Consider the following 16,677-nt stretch of genomic DNA (forward strand, 5'->3'; position numbering starts at 1 on the left):
AGCTGCGATGAAATCACCTGAACAATGGTCCGACCTACGCGCCCGCATGCTGTCGGCCAGCGCGATGATCCTGATCGGTCTTTTGGGCATCTGGCTGGGCGGCACCGTATTTCATCTGCTGGTGGCGCTGATCTGCGGCATGATGGTCTGGGAATTGGTCGGCATGCTGCGCGGGCAGGGGCAAGCGGCGGCTTGGCAATTGGGGCTGGTGACCGCAGCGGCGGTGCTGGCCTCGGTCTATCTGCCGGTGGGCTTTGGCCTGCCGCTTTTGCTGGCTCCGGCGCTGGCGGGCTTCGCACTATTGAGCGCCAATCGCACGCTTTACATGAGTTTTACCGCGCTGATCCTGCTGGCGGGCTTTGGCCTGATCCAGCTGCGCGATGACATGGGCTTTGGCTGGCTAATGTGGCTGGTGCTGGTGGTCGTGGTGACCGATGTGGTGGGCTATTTCGCAGGCCGCGCCATCGGCGGGCCCAAATTCTGGCCCAAGGTCAGCCCCAAGAAAACATGGTCTGGCACCGCCTCGGGCTGGGTCGGGGCGGCTGTTGTCGGGCTGATTTTCTCGTTCAACACGGGCTTTGGCCTGCAACTCGTTGGCATCTCGGTGGCGCTGTCGATGGCCTCTCAGATGGGCGATATGGCAGAGTCGGGCATGAAGCGGAAGATGGGCGTCAAAGACAGCTCGGCGCTGATCCCCGGCCATGGCGGTCTGTTGGACCGTTTTGACGGGATGCTCGGCGCTGCCGTTTTCTTGCTGATCGTCGGGCCGCTGATCGGTTTCCCGCCGGGTGTGAACTGACCCGCTATGCCGCGCAAGATTTCGATACTGGGGGCGACCGGGTCCATCGGTCAGAACACGATTGACCTGATCCGCCGCGCGCCCGACGCCTATGAGGTCGTGGCCCTGACCGGCGCGGGCAATATCGCGCAATTGGCCAAGGATGCCATTGCGCTCAAGGCCGATGTGGCCGTCACCGCCCGCGAAGACCTGCTAGATGATCTGCGCGACGCGCTCAGCGGCAGCGGTGTCGAAGCCGCTGCGGGGGCCGAGGCGATCACCGAGGCCGCATCGCGCCCGGCGGATTGGACCATGTCGGCGATCATCGGGGCGGCGGGGCTGGCACCGGGGCTGGCGGCGCTGTGCCAAGGTGGCACGCTGGCCCTGGCCAACAAGGAATCGCTGGTCTGCGCCGGGGCGCTGATCATGGGAGAGGCCGCGCGCCACGGTGCCACGATCCTGCCCGTCGACAGTGAACATTCCGCCGTATTTCAGGCGCTGGTCGGCGAAGACATGGCCGCGGTTGAGCGTGTCATCATCACCGCCAGCGGCGGCGCGTTTCGCGATTGGCCGCTCGAAGACCTGCCCCATGCGACGCTCGACCAAGCCTCAAGCCATCCTAATTGGGACATGGGGCAGCGCATCACCATCGACTCGGCTTCGATGTTTAACAAGGCGATGGAAGTCATTGAAACGCGTGAGTTTTTCGGCGTCTCGCCCGAGGCGATCGAGGTGCTGGTGCATCCGCAGTCGATGATCCATGCGCTGGTAGGTTTCTGCGACGGTGGCTTGATGGCCCATGTCGGCCCCGCGGATATGCGCCATGCCATCGGCTATGCGCTGCACCACCCGCGCGCGGGCATCTCCCGGTCGAGCGGTTGGACCTGACCAAGATCGGGCGTTTCGATTTCACCGCCCCCGATGACGCCCGCTGGCCTGCGCTACGGCTGGCGCGGGACGTCATGGCGGCGGGCGGTCTGATGGGCGCGGTTTTTAACGCGGCCAAGGAAGTGGCGCTTGATGGTTTCATCGACGGGCGGCTGCGCTTCACGCAGATGGCCGAGATCGTCGAAGAGGTGCTGGAGCGCCGCGCCGAAGAGGCCGCGCAGGGCCGCGACGACATGACACTTGAACTGGTGGCGCAGGCAGACCATCTCGCACGCAAGGCGGCAGAGGCCGCAATTCAGAAAAAGGCAGGGTAGCACGTTGGACATCATGGGATTTTTGCCGGAGTTCGGCGGGCTGATCTGGACGATACTGGCCTTTGTCGTGGCGCTGTCGGTGATCGTGGCGATCCACGAATACGGCCATTACATCGTTGGCCGTTGGACCGGGATCAAGGCGGATGTCTTCAGTCTCGGCTTTGGCCCGGTGCTTTTCTCCCGCGTCGACAAACGCGGCACGCGCTGGCAGTTCGCGCTGCTGCCCTTTGGCGGCTATGTGAAATTCGCAGGCGACTCCAACGCGGCCTCAGGCAAGGATGAGACCGCGATGGAAGCGCTCGCCGACGACCCCGAGGCGCTGCGCCACACGATGCACGGCGCGCCGCTCTATGCCCGCGCGCTGACCGTGGCGGCGGGGCCGGTGTTCAACTTTGCCCTGTCGATTATCATCTTCTTCGCCGTGGCGATGACGGCGGGCACCGCCCGTGATCCGCTGACCGTGGGCGAGCTGCGCGCGCTGCCGAGTGATGCCTATGAGTTGGCTCCGGGCGATATTCTGCGCGCGGTCGAAGGCACCCCGGTGCCCTCGCTCTCTGCCGGGGAAGGCTATGGCGATTTCCTGACCAACCTGCCGCAGGAAGCGGTTCTGAGCTATGACATCACCCGCGATGGCGAAGAGCTGACCGTGCCCGGCCCCTATCTGATGCCTCCGCTGGTCAGCAATGTCGCCCCGCAATCGGCGGCGCAAGAGGCCGGTCTGCGCAGCGGCGATGTGATCACCGCGGTGAATGGGCAAGAGATCGTGGCCTTTGGGGAATTGAAAGAGGTGGTCGAAGCCTCCAAAGGGGCCCCGCAGGAGTTGACCGTCTGGCGCGATGGCGAGAGCTTGCCTTTCACTCTTGTCCCCAAAGCCACGGATGAGCCGCAGCCCGATGGCAGTTTCAAACAGAACCTGCGCATCGGCATCGTCGGCGGCATGGCCTTCGTGCCTGCGACCGATACCCCCGGCGTGGGTGAGGCGCTTGGTACAGGCCTAGACAACACTTGGCGCATCATCACCGGCTCGATCTCGGGCCTGCGTGAGATGATCGTCGGCAATATCAGCACCTGCAACCTCAGCGGCCCGGTGGGCATCGCCCAGACCTCGGGCGCGATGGCGAGCCAAGGGGCGCAGTCCTTCATCTATTTCATCGCGGTGCTGAGCACGGCGGTCGGCCTGCTGAACCTCTTCCCGATCCCGGCTTTGGACGGTGGGCATCTGGTGTTCTACGCCTATGAGGCGGTGACCGGCAAACCGCCCAGCGACGGCGCGCTGCGCTTTTTGATGAGCATTGGCATCGCCTTGGTGCTGACCCTGATGCTCTTTGCGCTCGGCAACGATCTGTTCTGCCCCTAAGCGGCGCAACGATAGCGAAAGACAGTCCTGCCTTGCCCCTCGGGGCAGGGCGCAATGCCTTCAAATGGCCACAATTGAACAAAATCGTGCCGCAATCCTTGGCTATGGTTCCCCGTCATCAAGAAGGAACCGAAGATGCACGTCTTGCAAGGAACATACCGCGGCCTGAGCCTGCTTTTGGACCTGAACTGGGACCGTGCGTTCTTTGGTGCGGCCATTGCCGCGGCGCTTTCCGCCGGGGCTTTTGTCGCCTCTCTCTGACAGCCGCCCCGCACCCCGAACGGGCGCATTTGCACGTTATCGGCTCATGATGTCATTCCGGCCCAAGCTGCCGCATGATATGGACTATTTTTCACGCCGTTGCTTTTGACAAACCCCGTTAACCTGCGTAGTCAGGTTGACAACAATGTCGTAAAAAAACGGGTCGGTGTAATGGGACTGAGGAACGAGGGCAGAATGCCCGTCGAATGGGCGCAGCGCAGCAATGTCGGCAAGACCCTTCGGGGGCATCGCTTTGTGTCATGTTGTCCGTCGCGTGGCTCGTGCCCGGCAGCCAAGCGCAGGCACAGCAATATCAGTTCAACACGGTTGTCATCGACGGCAATGAGCGGATTGGCGATAGCGCCATCCTGCGCCGCGCGGGCATCGGACGTGGGCAGGCGGTGACGGGCGGTCAGTTGAACGACGCCTATCAGAACCTGCAAAACTCGGGTCTGTTCGAATCCGTCTCACTTGAGCCGCAGGGCGGCACGCTGGTGATCACGGTGGTCGAACTGCCGACGCTGAACCGCGTCAGCTTTGAGGGCAACCGCCGCATCAAGGATGAGATGCTGGCCGAACTCATCGGCTCGACCGAACGGCGGGTGTTCAACCCCAGCCAAGCCGAGCAAGACGCCGCCGCCATTGCCGAGGCTTATAGCAACGAGGGGCGCCTGTCGGCCCGCGTGCAGCCGCGCATCATCCGCCGCGACCAGAACCGCGTCGATCTGGTGTTCGAGATTTTCGAAGGCGACAATGTCGAGATCGAGCGTCTGAGCTTTGTCGGCAACCGCGTCTATTCCGACCGTCGCCTGCGCCGCGTTCTGGGCACCAAACAGGCCGGTCTGTTCCGCCGTTTGGTCAAGCGCGACACCTATGTCGAAGGCCGCGTCGAGGCTGACAAACAGTTGCTGCGGGATTTCTACCTGTCGCGCGGCTATGTCGACATGCGCACCGAGGCGGTGAATGCCGAGTTGACCGAAGAGCGTGATGGCGTCTTTGTGGCCTATAACATCACCGAGGGGCAGCAGTTCCGTTTCGGCGAGGTGAAGCTGGAATCCGAAGTGCCCGGCCTGAATGCGGCGGCCTATCGCGACCTGCTCAAGATCCGCCGCGGCGTGATCTATTCCCCGACCTTGATTGAGAATGACATTGCCCGGATCGAGCGCCAAGCGATCCGCGATGGCGTCGATTTTCTGCGCGTCGAGCCGGTGATCGACCGCAATGACCGCGACCTGTCGCTCAACGTGACCTACAAACTCTCCCGTGGGGAGCGCATCTTTGTTGAGCGGATCGACATCGAAGGCAACACCACCACGCTCGACCGTGTGATCCGGCGCGAGTTCGACAGCGTGGAGGGTGACCCCTTCAACCCACGCGAAATCCGCCAAGCAGCAGAACGCATCCGCGCGTTGCAGTATTTCGAGACCGCAGAGGTCAACGCCCGCCAAGGTTCCAGCCCCGAACAGGTCGTGATCGACGTGGATGTGGAAGAGAAGCCCACAGGCTCGCTGAACTTCGGCGGTTCCTTCTCGAACAACGACGGTTTCGGTGTGGCGGTCAGCTTCCAAGAGGAAAACTTCCTCGGGCGCGGGCAGCGGCTAAACCTGTCGATCTCCACCGCCGAGGATGCCACCCGCTATGGCGTGACCTTTGTCGAGCCGCGCTTCCTTGGCCGCGACGTGGCGCTTGGCCTCAAGCTGGACTATGCCGAGACCAATTCCTCCTACACCAGCTATGACACCGAACGTCTGGTGTTCCAGCCCAGCCTGACCTTCCCGGTCAGCGAGAATGGCCGTCTGTCGACGCGCTATACTCTCGAAGGGATCGAGATGCTGGAGCGGGATGACGAAGACAACAGCGCCACCATCGCGAGTGAAATCGCAGAGGGCGCGCTTTTCTCCTCCTCCATCGGGTACACCTATACCTATGACACCCGTCGCAGCGGGCTGGACCCGACGCAGGGCGTTCTGTTCGAGTTCGGGCAGGATTTCGCCGGGCTGGGCGGGGACAACGAATATATCAAGACCACGGCCAAGATCGCGGGCGAAAAGCGCATCTTTAACGAGGAAGTCACCCTGCGTGCCACGCTCGAAGGTGGTGCGCTGTCTTGGAACAGCGGCACCAACCGCGCGGTGGACCGGTTCATCCTTGGCCCATCCATCATGCGCGGCTTTGAGCCCGGCGGCATCGGGCCGCGCGACCAGAGCAACGGGGTGGACGACGCGCTTGGCGGCAACCTATTTGCCGTGGCCCGTTTCGAGGCGGAGTTCCCACTGGGTCTGCCTGAGGAATATGGCATCACCGGCGGCGTCTTCTATGACGTGGGCAACCTGTGGGACCTGAGCGATGTCGACACCAGCGGCGGCACCATCGTCGGCGAAAGCGGTTCGTTCCGCCATGTGATCGGCCTCTCGGTCTTCTGGGACACGCCGCTTGGCCCGCTTCAGTTCAACGTCTCCGACGCGCTGAAGAAAGAGAGCTTTGACAAAGAGCAGAGCTTTGAGGTCACCCTGCGGACCACGTTCTAAGCCCATGCGCCGCGCCTTCATCCCCTTGGTGATGATGCTGGCCGGGGCCGCCCCCGGCCTTGCGCAGCAGGGGCCCTTGGCAGACCCTCAGACAAACACGCCCGCCCCGGCGCGGGGCGGCGTGATCAGCCCGGTGCTGACCATCGATTCCGAACGCCTGTTCCGCGACAGTGCCTTTGGCCAGCGCGTCAGCCGCGAGATCGAAGCCCAGAGCGAGGAACTTGCCGCCGAGAACCGCGAGATTGAAGCGGCGCTTGAGGCGGAGGAACGCGAACTCACCGAAAAGCGCTCTCAGCTGAAACCGGCGCAGTTCCGGCTTTTGGCCGATGCTTTTGACGAAAAGGTGCAGCGCACAAGGGCAGAGCAGGCGGCGAAGAACCGGGCGCTGAGCGAGGCGCTGGACCTTGAGCGCGAGCGGTTTCTGGCCGCTGCGGCCCCGGTGCTTGAGCAGTTGATGCGCAATTCCGACGCAGCGGTCATTCTGGAGCGGCGGCGGGTCTTTGTCTCGTCCTCCGCGATTGAGGTTACGGATGAGGCGATTGCGCTTTTGGACGAGACGATCGGCAGCGGGCTGACGGACGCCGAGTAAGCGGCGCAGCTGCCGGGATGCTTGCCCCCAGCCGCCCGAATTGGTAGCCCTTCAGCAACCTTCTGAGACAAAGGACAGTCCATGACCGAAGAGCTGCTGCGCGCCGATATCCAAATGATCCAGCGCATCCTGCCGCACCGCTATCCCTTTTTGCTGGTCGACAAGGTCGAAGAGATCGCGGGCACCGAGAGTGCTGTCGGCTATAAGAACGTCACCATGAACGAGCCGCATTTTCAGGGCCATTTCCCCGGCACGCCGATCATGCCGGGCGTGACGATTGTGGAGGCAATGGCCCAGACTGCGGGTGTGATGGTGGGCACGGCCCTTGGCATGCAGGACCGCGACATGCTGATCTATTTCATGTCCATCGATAAATGTAAGTTCCGCCGCAAGGTTGGCCCCGGCGATGTGCTGCGGATGGACCTCAAGACCCTGCGCGGCAAGCCGGGTGCGAAGATCTGGAAATTCGGCGGCGTGGCCACTGTTGAGGGTGAAATGGCCGCCGAGGCCGAGTTCATGGCGATGTTGGATCTCCCGCAGGACGCGGCATGAGCAATATCCACCCCAGTGCCGTGATCGAAGAGGGCGCGCAGATCGACCCTTCGGCGCGCGTCGGCCCCTTCTGCGTGGTCGGGCCCGAGGTCGTGCTGAAGGCGGATGTGGAGCTGAAATCCCATGTCGTCGTCACCGGCCGGACCGAGGTCGGCGCGGGCACGGTGATCTTCTCTTTCGCGGTGATCGGTGAGATTCCGCAGGATCTGAAGTTCAAGGGCGAAGCCAGCCGTTTGGTCATCGGGGAGCGGAACCGTATCCGCGAACATGTCACCATGAACTGCGGCACCGAAGGTGGCGGCGGGGTGACCCGCGTGGGCGATGACGGGCTCTTCATGGCCGGCTGCCACATCGCTCATGACGCCGTGGTCGGCAATCGGGTCATCGTGGTGAACAACGCCGCCGTCGCCGGGCATTGCGTGCTTGAAGATGATGTGATCATCGGCGGGCTGTCTGGCATTCATCAATGGGTGCGGATCGGGCAGGGTGCGATCATCGGCGCGGTGACCATGGTGACGAATGACGTGATCCCCTACGGCCTTGTGCAAGCGCCGCGCGGTGATCTCGACGGGCTGAACCTCGTTGGGCTGAAACGCGCGGGCGTGGCGCGCAGCGATATCACGGCGCTTAGGGCCGCGTTCCAGATGCTGGCGCAGGGCGAGGGGACATTCTCCGACCGGGCGCGGCGTTTGGGGGACGAGACCCAAAGCGATTACGTCCGCCAGATCGTCGATTTCGTCATGGCCGACACGGGCCGCCATTTCCTGACGCCGAAATGAGCCTTGCGCTGATCGCCGGGCGCGGCGACCTGCCCGCGCGGGTGGCGGCGGCGCAGGACGTGCCGCCTTTGGTCTGCGCCTATGAGGGCTGCGCGCCCGATGGGCTGAAGGCCGATCTGACCTTCCGGTTGGAAACTTTGGGCAGCTTGCTTGCGCATCTTCTGGGCCTTGGCATCCGTGAGGTGTGCCTCTGCGGAGCGATCGACCGGCCGACGCTCGATCCTGCCAAGCTCGACATGCGCACGGCGCCCTTGGTGCCGCAGTTCAAGGCCGCCCTTGCGGCGGGCGACAATGGCGCGCTTGAGGTGATCAAGACGATTTTCGAAGATCACGGCCTGCGGGTGGTTGGGGCCGATGAACTGGTCCCGGACCTGCTGGCCGACAGCGGTGTACTGTCCCGCGAGCGGCCCGACGATCAGATGCGCCGGGATGCGGCGCGCGGCGCGGCGGTGCTTGATGGGTTGGCAAGCTTGGACATCGGGCAGGCCTGCGTGATCGGGCGCGAACAGGTTTACGGGGTTGAGGCCATTGGGGGCACGGATCACCTGTTGGCGACCCTGCCAGAAGCGGTACAGGGCGCGCGCGCAGTGCTCTGCAAAGGCCCGAAAACTGGCCAAATCCGTGAGATCGACCTGCCGACCATCGGCCCCGACACGCTGCGCGCCGCCCATGCGGCGGGGCTGGCGGGCGTGGTGGTCAACGCCGGTGGTGTGATGCTGCTGGAGCGGGACATTTGCGTGGCGCTGGCCGATGAATTGGGATTGGTGCTTTGGGTCCGAGAGGGGGACGCGGGATGAAGGTGTTCATTCTGGCAGGCGAGCCTTCGGGCGACCGGTTGGGCGGCGCGCTCATGGCCGGGTTGAAAGAACTCTGCCCCGAGGTGACATTCGACGGCATCGGCGGCCCGCAGATGATGGCTGAGGGGCTGGAAAGCCGCTTTGACATGGACGAGCTCAGCGTCATGGGGCTGGCGGAGATCCTGCCCAAATACCGCGCGCTGATGGCCCGGATCAATGAGACGGCACAGGCGGTGATTGAAACCAAGCCAGATGTGCTCATTACCATCGACAGCCCCGATTTCTCACTGCGCGTGGCGCGCAAGGTGAAAGAGAAATCCGACATCAGAACAGTGCATTACGTGGCCCCAACCGTCTGGGCTTGGCGCCCCGGTCGGGCCGAGAAAATGGCCCGTTCCGTCGATCACGTCCTCGCCCTGTTCCCCTTCGAGCCGCCCTATATGGAAGCGGCGGGCATGGCTTGTGATTTCGTCGGCCACCCGGTGGTGGCCGAGCCCGTGGCCGATGACGCCGCCGCCGCGTCGTTCCGTGCCGAACACCTCCTCGCCGATGCGCCCTTGCTGCTTGCCTTGCCCGGTTCGCGCCGGGGGGAGGTCTCGCGGCTGGCCCCGGTGTTCCAGCAGGTCGTCGCGCGATTGGTCGAGGCCGAGCCGTCCTTGCGCGTCGTCGTCCCTGCGGCGGCCCCTGTCGCCGCCTTGGTCAAACAGGTCACGCGCAACTGGGCGGGCAATCCGCTGGTGCTGGACCCGCGCGACCAAAGCGTCGAGGCTTTCACCGCCAGCAAACGCGCCGCCTTCCGCGCAGCGGATGTGGCGCTTGCGGCCTCGGGCACCGTATCGCTGGAGCTCGCCGCGGTGAACACGCCGATGGTCATCGCCTATGACATGAATTGGATCAGCCGCCAGATCATCGGCCGGATGCTGCGGGTGGATACGGTGACGCTGGTCAACCTCGTCTCGGAAACCCGCGTGGTGCCGGAATTCATCGGCGCGAACTGCCGCCCCGGCCCGATTGCCGAAGGTGTCTTGCAAGTGCTGCGCGCGCCCGGCGCCCAGAAGGACGCCATGGCGCTGACGATGGCGCGTTTGGGGCAGGGGGGGAGGCTCCCGGCCTGCGGGCCGCGCGGGCGGTGCTGGCGCGGCTTTAAGGGCTGTCAGCCCCGGTGGATCCAGCCGCCGCCGAAAATCCGGGTGCTTTCAGGATCATAGAAAACACAGGCCTGCCCGGGAGAGACGCCTTCCTCGGCGGTGAGTAGCTCGACCTCGGCCTCCGTTTCGCTGATCGGGCGCAGGATCGCATCGCGCGGCGGACGGGTGGAGCGCACGCGCACGGCGATGTTCCATTCCGCCTGTGAGGTCAGGGGCGCATCGCCCAGCCAGTTGATCTCGCGCACCGGGATTTTGCGGGTGGCGAGCATGGATTTCGGACCGACGACCACCTCTTTCCGCTCAGGGTCGAGCTTCACGACATAAAGCGGATCGGCAAGACCGCCGATGCCGAGGCCCCGGCGCTGGCCGATCGTGTAATGGATCACGCCCTCGTGGCTGCCCAGCACATTGCCCTCGGTGTCGACGATATTGCCCGGATCAGCGGCCTCGGGGCGTAGTTTGCGGATCACCGCAGCGTAGTCGCCGTTCGGGACAAAGCAGATGTCTTGGCTGTCGGGCTTGTCGGCAACCTCCAGCCCGTATTTCGCGGCGAGCTTGCGGGTGTCGTCCTTGCTCGGCAGATGGCCCAGCGGGAAGCGCAGGTAGGAAAGCTGCTCTTCGGTGGTGGAGAAGAGGAAGTAGCTCTGGTCGCGGTTGCCATCGGCGGCGGCATGCAGCTCCGGCCCGTTCTCGCCCATCTTGCGCTGGATATAGTGACCGGTGGCCATGCAGTCGGCTTCCAGATCCTTGGCGGTTTCCAGCAGATCCTTGAACTTTACCCGTTCGTTGCAGCGGATGCAGGGCACCGGCGTGGCGCCGCCGAGGTAGCTGTCGGCAAACTCGTCAATCACGGCGTCCTTGAAGACGTTCTCATAGTCCAAGACGTAATGCGGGAAGCCCATCTCTTCGGCCACGCGGCGAGCATCTTGAATGTCGACCCCCGCGCAGCAGGCGCCTTTCTTGGCCAGCGCCGCGCCGTGATCGTAAAGCTGTAGGGTGACGCCCACAACGTCATAGCCCTCGTCCTTGAGCATGGCCGCGACGACAGAACTGTCCACGCCGCCCGACATCGCCACGACGACGCGCGTATCGGCAGGCGCTTTGGCAAAGCCAAGCGAATTGAGCGGCGGGGTCTGATCAAGGGCCATGGGTCTCTCCGGAGTTTGTGCGCGAATATAGGAAAATCCTACCTAGTCACAAGGGCGGGCTTCACGCCGCGTTAAGGCAGGTGGGGGTTATTGGACGCCAAAACAATGGCGGATGATGCGATGTACCTGAAAAAAGTCGATGGGCCACGGTCTGTTACCCTCGCTGACGGGAGCGTTATGTCCCGCGCCGATTTGCCAAGCGCCGATACCCGCAGATGGGTCGCCTCGCGCAAGGCGGCGGTGGTGCGGGGGTGGTCTATGGGCTGATCACCCAATCCGAAGCGCTGGAGCGTTACGGTATCAGTGATGAGGAATTTATGGAGTGGTTACATGCGGTTACCGAACATGGGGAAGCGGCGCTGAAAGCCACGGCCTTGAAAAAGTATAGACAACTTTAAGTTGTTAATCTATCCTATCGAGTATCGGTAACGGGTAGTTAACCTTTTTTGCTCAGGGTGAGCCCATCGTCCAAGATGAGCCGGAGTAACCGAAATGCGTGTATTGTTAGTTGAAGACGACCCAACGACCTCTCGCAGTATCGAACTGATGCTGACCCATGCGAATCTCAACGTCTACGCCACCGACCTGGGCGAAGAGGGAATCGATCTGGCCAAGCTTTACGATTATGATTTGATCCTGCTCGACCTCGATCTGCCGGATATGAACGGCCATGACGTGCTGCGCCAGTTACGGCTCGCCCGGATCGAGACGCCGATCCTGATCCTCTCAGGCTCCGACGATACGGAAAATAAGCTGAGGGGCTTCGGCTTCGGCGCCGACGATTATTTGACCAAACCCTTTCATCGGGAGGAATTGGTGGCCCGGATTCATGCCATCATTCGGCGGTCCAAGGGGCATTCGCAATCCATCATCAAGACGGGCCAAGTGGCGGTGAACCTTGATGCCAAGACCGTCAGCGTGAACGATACCCCCGTGCATCTGACCGGCAAGGAATACCAGATGCTCGAACTGCTGAGTCTGCGGAAGGGCACCACCCTGACCAAGGAAATGTTTCTTAACCACCTCTATGGCGGCATGGATGAGCCTGAGTTGAAGATCATCGATGTCTTCATCTGCAAACTTCGCAAGAAGCTGAGCCAAGCCACCGGCGGGGAGAGCTATATCGAGACGGTCTGGGGTCGCGGCTATGTGCTGCGCGATCCTGACCCGGTCGAGATGGATTTGGCCGCCAGCGCCTGATCCCGCTCGGCTCGGGCTTGAAATCATTCGCCCTGAAATCGCTAGACCTGCCCCTGATCGCCACCTATCTAAGCGACAGATGAAAATATCGGGGGCAGATCGTGACATCCCAGATCGAGGTTGAAGCGCTGACCAAAGCGCAGGCAGAGACGGAATTGGCCCGGCTGGCCGAGGTGTTGCGCGCAGCCAACACAGCCTATCATACGGAAGATGCACCGGAAATCTCCGATGCGGAATATGACGCGCTCAAGCGCCGCAATGCCGAGATCGAAGCGCGTTTCCCGAACCTTAAGCGCGCCGATAGCCCCTCGGAACAGGTCGGCGCGCCGGTCGCCGAAGGTTTTGGGAAGATACGCCATGCGGTGCCGATGCTCTCGCTCGCCAATGCTTTCGACGCCGAGGAAGTCACCGAATTCGACGCGCGGATCCGCAAATACCTCGGCCTCGGCGCCGATGCGCCGCTGGCCTATACGGCCGAGCCCAAGATCGACGGGCTGTCACTTTCTCTGCGCTACGAAAACGGCGTGCTGGTCCAGGCCGCCACCCGCGGCGATGGCGCTGTGGGTGAGAATGTCAGCGCGAACGCCCGCACGATCCAAGACATCCCGCAAGAGCTCAAGAACGCGCCCGATCTGCTGGAGGTGCGCGGCGAGGTCTATATGAGCCACGCCGATTTCGCGGCCCTGAACGCGCGGCAGGCGGAAAGGGGCGGCAAGACTTTCGCCAACCCGCGCAATGCCGCCGCCGGGTCGTTGCGCCAATTGGACCCCGAAATCACCCGCGCGCGGCCCCTGCGGTTCTTCGCCTATGCTTGGGGCGCGCTTTCGGCGCCCTTGGGTGACACCCAAAAGGGCGCCATCGACCGTTTGGCGGAACTGGGGTTCTCGACCAACCCTTTGACCGCGCTTTGCGCGGGGCCGGGCGATATGGTCGCCCATTATGAGACGATCGAGGCGCAGCGCGCGACCCTTGGCTATGACATCGACGGCGTGGTCTACAAGGTCGATGACCTCGCCCTGCAGGACCGGCTCGGCTTTCGCTCGACCACCCCGCGTTGGGCCGTGGCCCATAAATTCGCCGCCGAACTGGCATGGACCCGGCTTGAGAGCATCGACATTCAGGTCGGCCGCACCGGCGCATTATCCCCCGTGGCGCGGTTGCAGCCGGTGACGGTGGGCGGTGTCGTCGTCTCCAACGCCACGCTGCACAATGAGGACTACATCAAAGGGCTCGACAGCAAGGGTGCCGAAATCCGCGGTGGCAAGGATGTGCGCGTCGGTGACTGGGTGCAGATTTACCGCGCGGGCGATGTGATCCCCAAAGTGGCCGATGTGGATCTGTCGAAACGCCCCGAGGATGCGGCGCCTTTCGTCTTTCCGACCACCTGCCCGGAATGCGGGTCGGATGCGATTCGCGAGCCGGGCGATGCGGTGCGCCGCTGCACCGGCGGGCTGATCTGCCCGGCCCAAGCCGTTGAAAAGCTGATCCATTTTGTCAGCCGCAAAGCCTTTGACATCGACGGTCTGGGGGCAAAACAGGTCGAACAGTTCTACCACGACGGCTGGATTGCAGAGCCTGCGGATATTTTCACCCTGAAAGAGCGTTATGGCAGCGGCGTGCAGCAGTTGAAGAACCGCGAAGGCTGGGGGCCGAAATCGGCCGAAAACCTATTCCAAGCCATTGAAGATCGGCGCGAAATTCCCATGGCGCGGCTGATCTTTGCCCTCGGCATTCGCCATGTGGGCGAGGCGGCGTCGAACCTGATTGCGTTGCACTACGGCGATTGGCAGAGTTTCGAGGCCGCCATGGCCGAGGCCCGCGGGCTGGACGGCCCGGCGTGGGACGATCTGATCGGCGTCGATGGGGTGGGCAGCGTCATGGCAGGCTCGCTCGTCTCGGCCTTCGCGCAAGAGGCGGAGCGCGCCTCCATCGACCGGTTGGTGGCGCATCTGACCGTGATTCCTGCCGAGCGGCCCGACACCGAAGGCAGCCCGGTGGCGGGCAAGACGGTCGTCTTCACTGGCACCTTGGAGAAGATGAGCCGTGCCGAGGCCAAGGCCCGCGCGGAGCGTTTGGGGGCCAAGGTCTCAGGCTCGGTCAGCGGCAAGACCGACATTCTGGTCGCCGGGCCGGGGGCGGGGTCCAAGGCCAAGAAGGCCGCGGAACTGGGGATCGAGACCTTGGATGAAGACGGCTGGCTGGCCCTGATCGACGGCCAATGAGCGGCAGACCGGAACAGCTCTTCCCGCTTTTCGCCGGGCTGGAAACACTCGAAGGGGTGGGGCCTAAGACCGCGCAATTGCTGGGGCAATTGGGCATACAAGCGCCGCGCGACCTGATCTTTACCCTGCCGCATTCCGGCATCGACCGCCGTCTGCGCGACAGTGTGAAGGACGCGCATCTGCCCGCGACATTGACCGTCGCGGTCACCATTGGCGCGCATCGCCCCGCCCGCAACAAGGGCGGCGCCTATCGCATCATGGTCGAGGACGCGCAGACCAGTTTTCAACTGGTCTATTTCCACGCGCGGGGCGATTATTGGCAGCGCCAATTGCCCGAAGGCAGCCGCCGCATCGTCTCGGGCCGGGTGGAGTTTTTCGACGGGATGGCGCAGATGGTCCACCCCGATTTCGCGGTGCCGGAGGATCAGGCCAGCAGCATTCCCGATTTTGAGCCGGTTTATCCGCTGACCTCCGGACTGACACAAAAGCTGATGTACAAGGCCACCCGCGGCGCGTTGAAACGGCTGCCCGTGGTGGCCGAATGGGCCGATCCGGGGCAGGTGGCGCAGGCCGGCTGGCCCGATTTTGCCGCCGCCGCAGAGGCCGCCCATGATCCGCAGAAGGCCGAAGACCTCACCGCCACCGCGCCTGCGCGCGAGCGGTTGGCCTATGACGAGCTTTTCGCCCATCAGGTGACCTTGGCGTTGGCGCGACAGAATGAGCGGCGCAAGATGGGGCGGGCAAACCGGGGCGACGGGCGCCTGCAACAAAGGGTGCTGTCGTCCTTGCCCTATCGCCCCACCGGCGCGCAGCAGCGCGCGATCGAAGAGATCACCGCCGACATGGGCCGCGAGACCCGGATGAACCGGCTGTTGCAGGGCGATGTAGGGGCGGGCAAGACGCTGGTGGCTTTCATGGCGCTCTTGCGCGCGGTCGAAGCGGGCGGCCAAGCGGTGCTGATGGCGCCGACGGAAATCCTTGCCCGTCAGCACCTTATGGGGCTTCAACCGCTGGCGGAACAGGCGGGCGTGGTGCTGGAACTGCTCACCGGGCGCGACAAGGGGGCGAGCGTCGGGCCAAGCTCGCGGCGCTGGAACGCGGCGATATCCAGATCCTCGTCGGCACCCACGCGGTCTTTCAGGCCGATGTTAGCTTTGCCGATCTGCGCCTCGCTGTGGTTGACGAACAGCACCGTTTCGGGGTGCGGCAGCGGCTGGAACTGGGCCGCAAGGGGAAGCTCGCCGATGTGCTCGTGATGACCGCCACGCCGATCCCGCGCAGTCTGGCGCTGGCGCAATACGGCGATATGGATGTCTCGATTCTGGATGAAAAGCCCCCCGGGCGGCAGCCCATTCGCACGGCGCTCGTCTCGACCGCACGGATCGATGAGGTCATCGACCGGATGCGCCATGCGATCAGCGAGGGGCGGCAGTGCTACTGGGTGTGTCCGCTGGTTGAGGAAAGCGAGGTCAGCGATCTCACGGCGGCGGAGGACCGGTTCAAACGTCTGCGCGCCGCTCTGGGCGAGGGCGTTGTCGGGCTGGTCCACGGCCAAATGCCGCCCGCCGAGAAGGACGCCGCCATGCGCGCCTTCCAAGCGGGGAAGACCAAGGTGCTGGTGGCTACCACGGTGATCGAAGTGGGCGTCGACGTGCCCAATGCGACGATCATGGTGGTCGAACGGGCCGAAATTTTCGGCCTCGCGCAGCTGCACCAGTTGCGGGGTCGCGTCGGGCGGGGCTCAGGCGCCTCGACCTGCCTTTTGATGTATCAAGCGCCGCTGAGTGAGACGGGCCGCCAGCGGCTTGAGGTGCTGCGCGAATCCGAGGACGGGTTTGTCATCGCCGAAACCGACCTGAAGATGCGCGGCACGGGGGATCTGATTGGCACGGCGCAGTCCGGCGTGCCGCGTTTCCGCGTGGCGGATTTGGAGCGTCAGGCGGGCCTGATGGCGGTGGCGCAATCGGATGCCCGCAAGCTTCTGCTCGATGACCCCAGCCTCGAAGGGCCGCGCGGCAAGGCTGTGAGACTGCTTTTGTGGCTCATGCGCCAGGATGAGGCGATCCGTTTGATAACAGTGGGTTAGTAGTCAAAACCTCATTATGTTCGCGAATGT

Annotated in this window: 11 protein-coding genes and 4 pseudogenes; 14 read left to right on the forward strand and 1 reads right to left on the reverse strand. The window is 63.6% G+C overall.

Annotation, left to right across the window (positions count from 1 at the left end; all coding sequences use genetic code 11):
* The first annotated feature begins 7 nt into the window (after positions 1-7).
* The 10 genes and pseudogenes from CUR85_RS14325 to lpxB all read left to right on the forward strand — a co-directional run bounded on the left by CUR85_RS14325 (position 8) and on the right by lpxB (position 9,990).
* Positions 8-799 carry a phosphatidate cytidylyltransferase gene (locus tag CUR85_RS14325; RefSeq protein WP_067261564.1) on the forward strand — a complete coding sequence of 264 codons (792 nt, stop codon included), beginning with the start codon at positions 8-10 and terminating at the stop codon, positions 797-799.
* 6 nt (positions 800-805) lie between these two features.
* Positions 806-1,980 (forward strand): annotated as a pseudogene (gene dxr, locus CUR85_RS14330) (1-deoxy-D-xylulose-5-phosphate reductoisomerase).
* Between the two features lie 13 nt (positions 1,981-1,993).
* Complete coding sequence (rseP, locus tag CUR85_RS14335; RefSeq protein WP_394376093.1) at positions 1,994-3,337, forward strand: RIP metalloprotease RseP; 1,344 nt, start codon at positions 1,994-1,996, stop codon at positions 3,335-3,337.
* 135 nt (positions 3,338-3,472) lie between these two features.
* Complete coding sequence (locus tag CUR85_RS14340) at positions 3,473-3,598, forward strand: hypothetical protein (RefSeq protein WP_269451576.1); 126 nt, start codon at positions 3,473-3,475, stop codon at positions 3,596-3,598.
* Positions 3,599-3,804: 206 nt separating this feature from the next.
* On the forward strand, positions 3,805-6,126 hold the full coding sequence (bamA, locus tag CUR85_RS14345) for an outer membrane protein assembly factor BamA (protein WP_425520138.1): 2,322 nt from the start codon (positions 3,805-3,807) through the stop codon (positions 6,124-6,126).
* A 4-nt stretch (positions 6,127-6,130) separates the two neighbouring features.
* A complete protein-coding gene (locus CUR85_RS14350; protein WP_136720305.1) occupies positions 6,131-6,715 on the forward strand; it encodes an OmpH/Skp family outer membrane protein in 585 nt (194 codons plus the stop codon).
* An 81-nt stretch (positions 6,716-6,796) separates the two neighbouring features.
* Positions 6,797-7,267: a 3-hydroxyacyl-ACP dehydratase FabZ gene (gene fabZ, locus CUR85_RS14355; protein ID WP_067264885.1), complete on the forward strand. Its 471-nt coding sequence runs from the start codon at positions 6,797-6,799 to the stop codon at positions 7,265-7,267.
* Positions 7,264-8,046: an acyl-ACP--UDP-N-acetylglucosamine O-acyltransferase gene (lpxA, locus tag CUR85_RS14360; RefSeq protein WP_136720306.1), complete on the forward strand. Its 783-nt coding sequence runs from the start codon at positions 7,264-7,266 to the stop codon at positions 8,044-8,046. The genes fabZ and lpxA overlap by 4 nt, the downstream gene beginning before the upstream one ends.
* Positions 8,043-8,843 carry an LpxI family protein gene (locus CUR85_RS14365; RefSeq protein ID WP_067266045.1) on the forward strand — a complete coding sequence of 267 codons (801 nt, stop codon included), beginning with the start codon at positions 8,043-8,045 and terminating at the stop codon, positions 8,841-8,843. Before lpxA ends, CUR85_RS14365 begins: the two co-directional genes overlap by 4 nt.
* Positions 8,840-9,990, forward strand: a pseudogene (gene lpxB, locus CUR85_RS14370) (lipid-A-disaccharide synthase). The gene CUR85_RS14365 and the pseudogene lpxB overlap by 4 nt, the downstream one beginning before the upstream one ends.
* A 6-nt stretch (positions 9,991-9,996) precedes the next feature.
* Here the strand turns inward: lpxB and mnmA are convergent.
* The gene (mnmA, locus tag CUR85_RS14375; protein ID WP_067266051.1) at positions 9,997-11,139 is read right to left on the reverse strand and encodes a tRNA 2-thiouridine(34) synthase MnmA; all 1,143 of its coding nucleotides are present in this window, start codon (positions 11,137-11,139) and stop codon (positions 9,997-9,999) included.
* Between the two features lie 120 nt (positions 11,140-11,259).
* Between mnmA and sciP the strand changes: the two are divergent.
* The 4 genes and pseudogenes from sciP (at position 11,260) to recG (ending at position 16,647) form a co-directional block, all read left to right on the forward strand.
* Positions 11,260-11,537, forward strand: a pseudogene (gene sciP / locus CUR85_RS14380) (CtrA inhibitor SciP).
* Positions 11,538-11,631: 94 nt separating this feature from the next.
* Positions 11,632-12,339 carry a response regulator transcription factor CtrA gene (ctrA, locus tag CUR85_RS14385; protein ID WP_136720308.1) on the forward strand — a complete coding sequence of 236 codons (708 nt, stop codon included), beginning with the start codon at positions 11,632-11,634 and terminating at the stop codon, positions 12,337-12,339.
* A gap of 101 nt (positions 12,340-12,440) precedes the next feature.
* Positions 12,441-14,561 carry an NAD-dependent DNA ligase LigA gene (gene ligA / locus CUR85_RS14390; RefSeq protein ID WP_067266901.1) on the forward strand — a complete coding sequence of 707 codons (2,121 nt, stop codon included), beginning with the start codon at positions 12,441-12,443 and terminating at the stop codon, positions 14,559-14,561.
* Positions 14,558-16,647, forward strand: a pseudogene (gene recG, locus CUR85_RS14395) (ATP-dependent DNA helicase RecG). Before ligA ends, recG begins: the two are co-directional and overlap by 4 nt.
* The last annotated feature ends 30 nt before the right edge of the window (positions 16,648-16,677 follow it).

This window comes from Sulfitobacter faviae (assembly GCF_029870955.1).
Taxonomy (GTDB): domain Bacteria; phylum Pseudomonadota; class Alphaproteobacteria; order Rhodobacterales; family Rhodobacteraceae; genus Sulfitobacter; species Sulfitobacter faviae.

Excerpts from the sequence above, each read along its gene's own strand:
- CUR85_RS14350 (WP_136720305.1), top strand. The coding sequence starts at position 6,131 with ATGCGCCGCGCCTTCATCCCCTTGGTGATGATGCTGGCCGGGGCCGCC.
- CUR85_RS14340 (WP_269451576.1), top strand. The coding sequence starts at position 3,473 with ATGCACGTCTTGCAAGGAACATACCGCGGCCTGAGCCTGCTTTTGGAC.
- rseP (WP_394376093.1), top strand. The coding sequence starts at position 1,994 with ATGGGATTTTTGCCGGAGTTCGGCGGGCTGATCTGGACGATACTGGCC.
- fabZ (WP_067264885.1), top strand. The coding sequence starts at position 6,797 with ATGACCGAAGAGCTGCTGCGCGCCGATATCCAAATGATCCAGCGCATC.
- lpxA (WP_136720306.1), top strand. The coding sequence starts at position 7,264 with ATGAGCAATATCCACCCCAGTGCCGTGATCGAAGAGGGCGCGCAGATC.
- ctrA (WP_136720308.1), top strand. The coding sequence starts at position 11,632 with ATGCGTGTATTGTTAGTTGAAGACGACCCAACGACCTCTCGCAGTATC.
- bamA (WP_425520138.1), top strand. The coding sequence starts at position 3,805 with ATGGGCGCAGCGCAGCAATGTCGGCAAGACCCTTCGGGGGCATCGCTT.
- CUR85_RS14365 (WP_067266045.1), top strand. The coding sequence starts at position 8,043 with ATGAGCCTTGCGCTGATCGCCGGGCGCGGCGACCTGCCCGCGCGGGTG.
- mnmA (WP_067266051.1), bottom strand. The coding sequence starts at position 11,139 with ATGGCCCTTGATCAGACCCCGCCGCTCAATTCGCTTGGCTTTGCCAAA.
- CUR85_RS14325 (WP_067261564.1), top strand. The coding sequence starts at position 8 with ATGAAATCACCTGAACAATGGTCCGACCTACGCGCCCGCATGCTGTCG.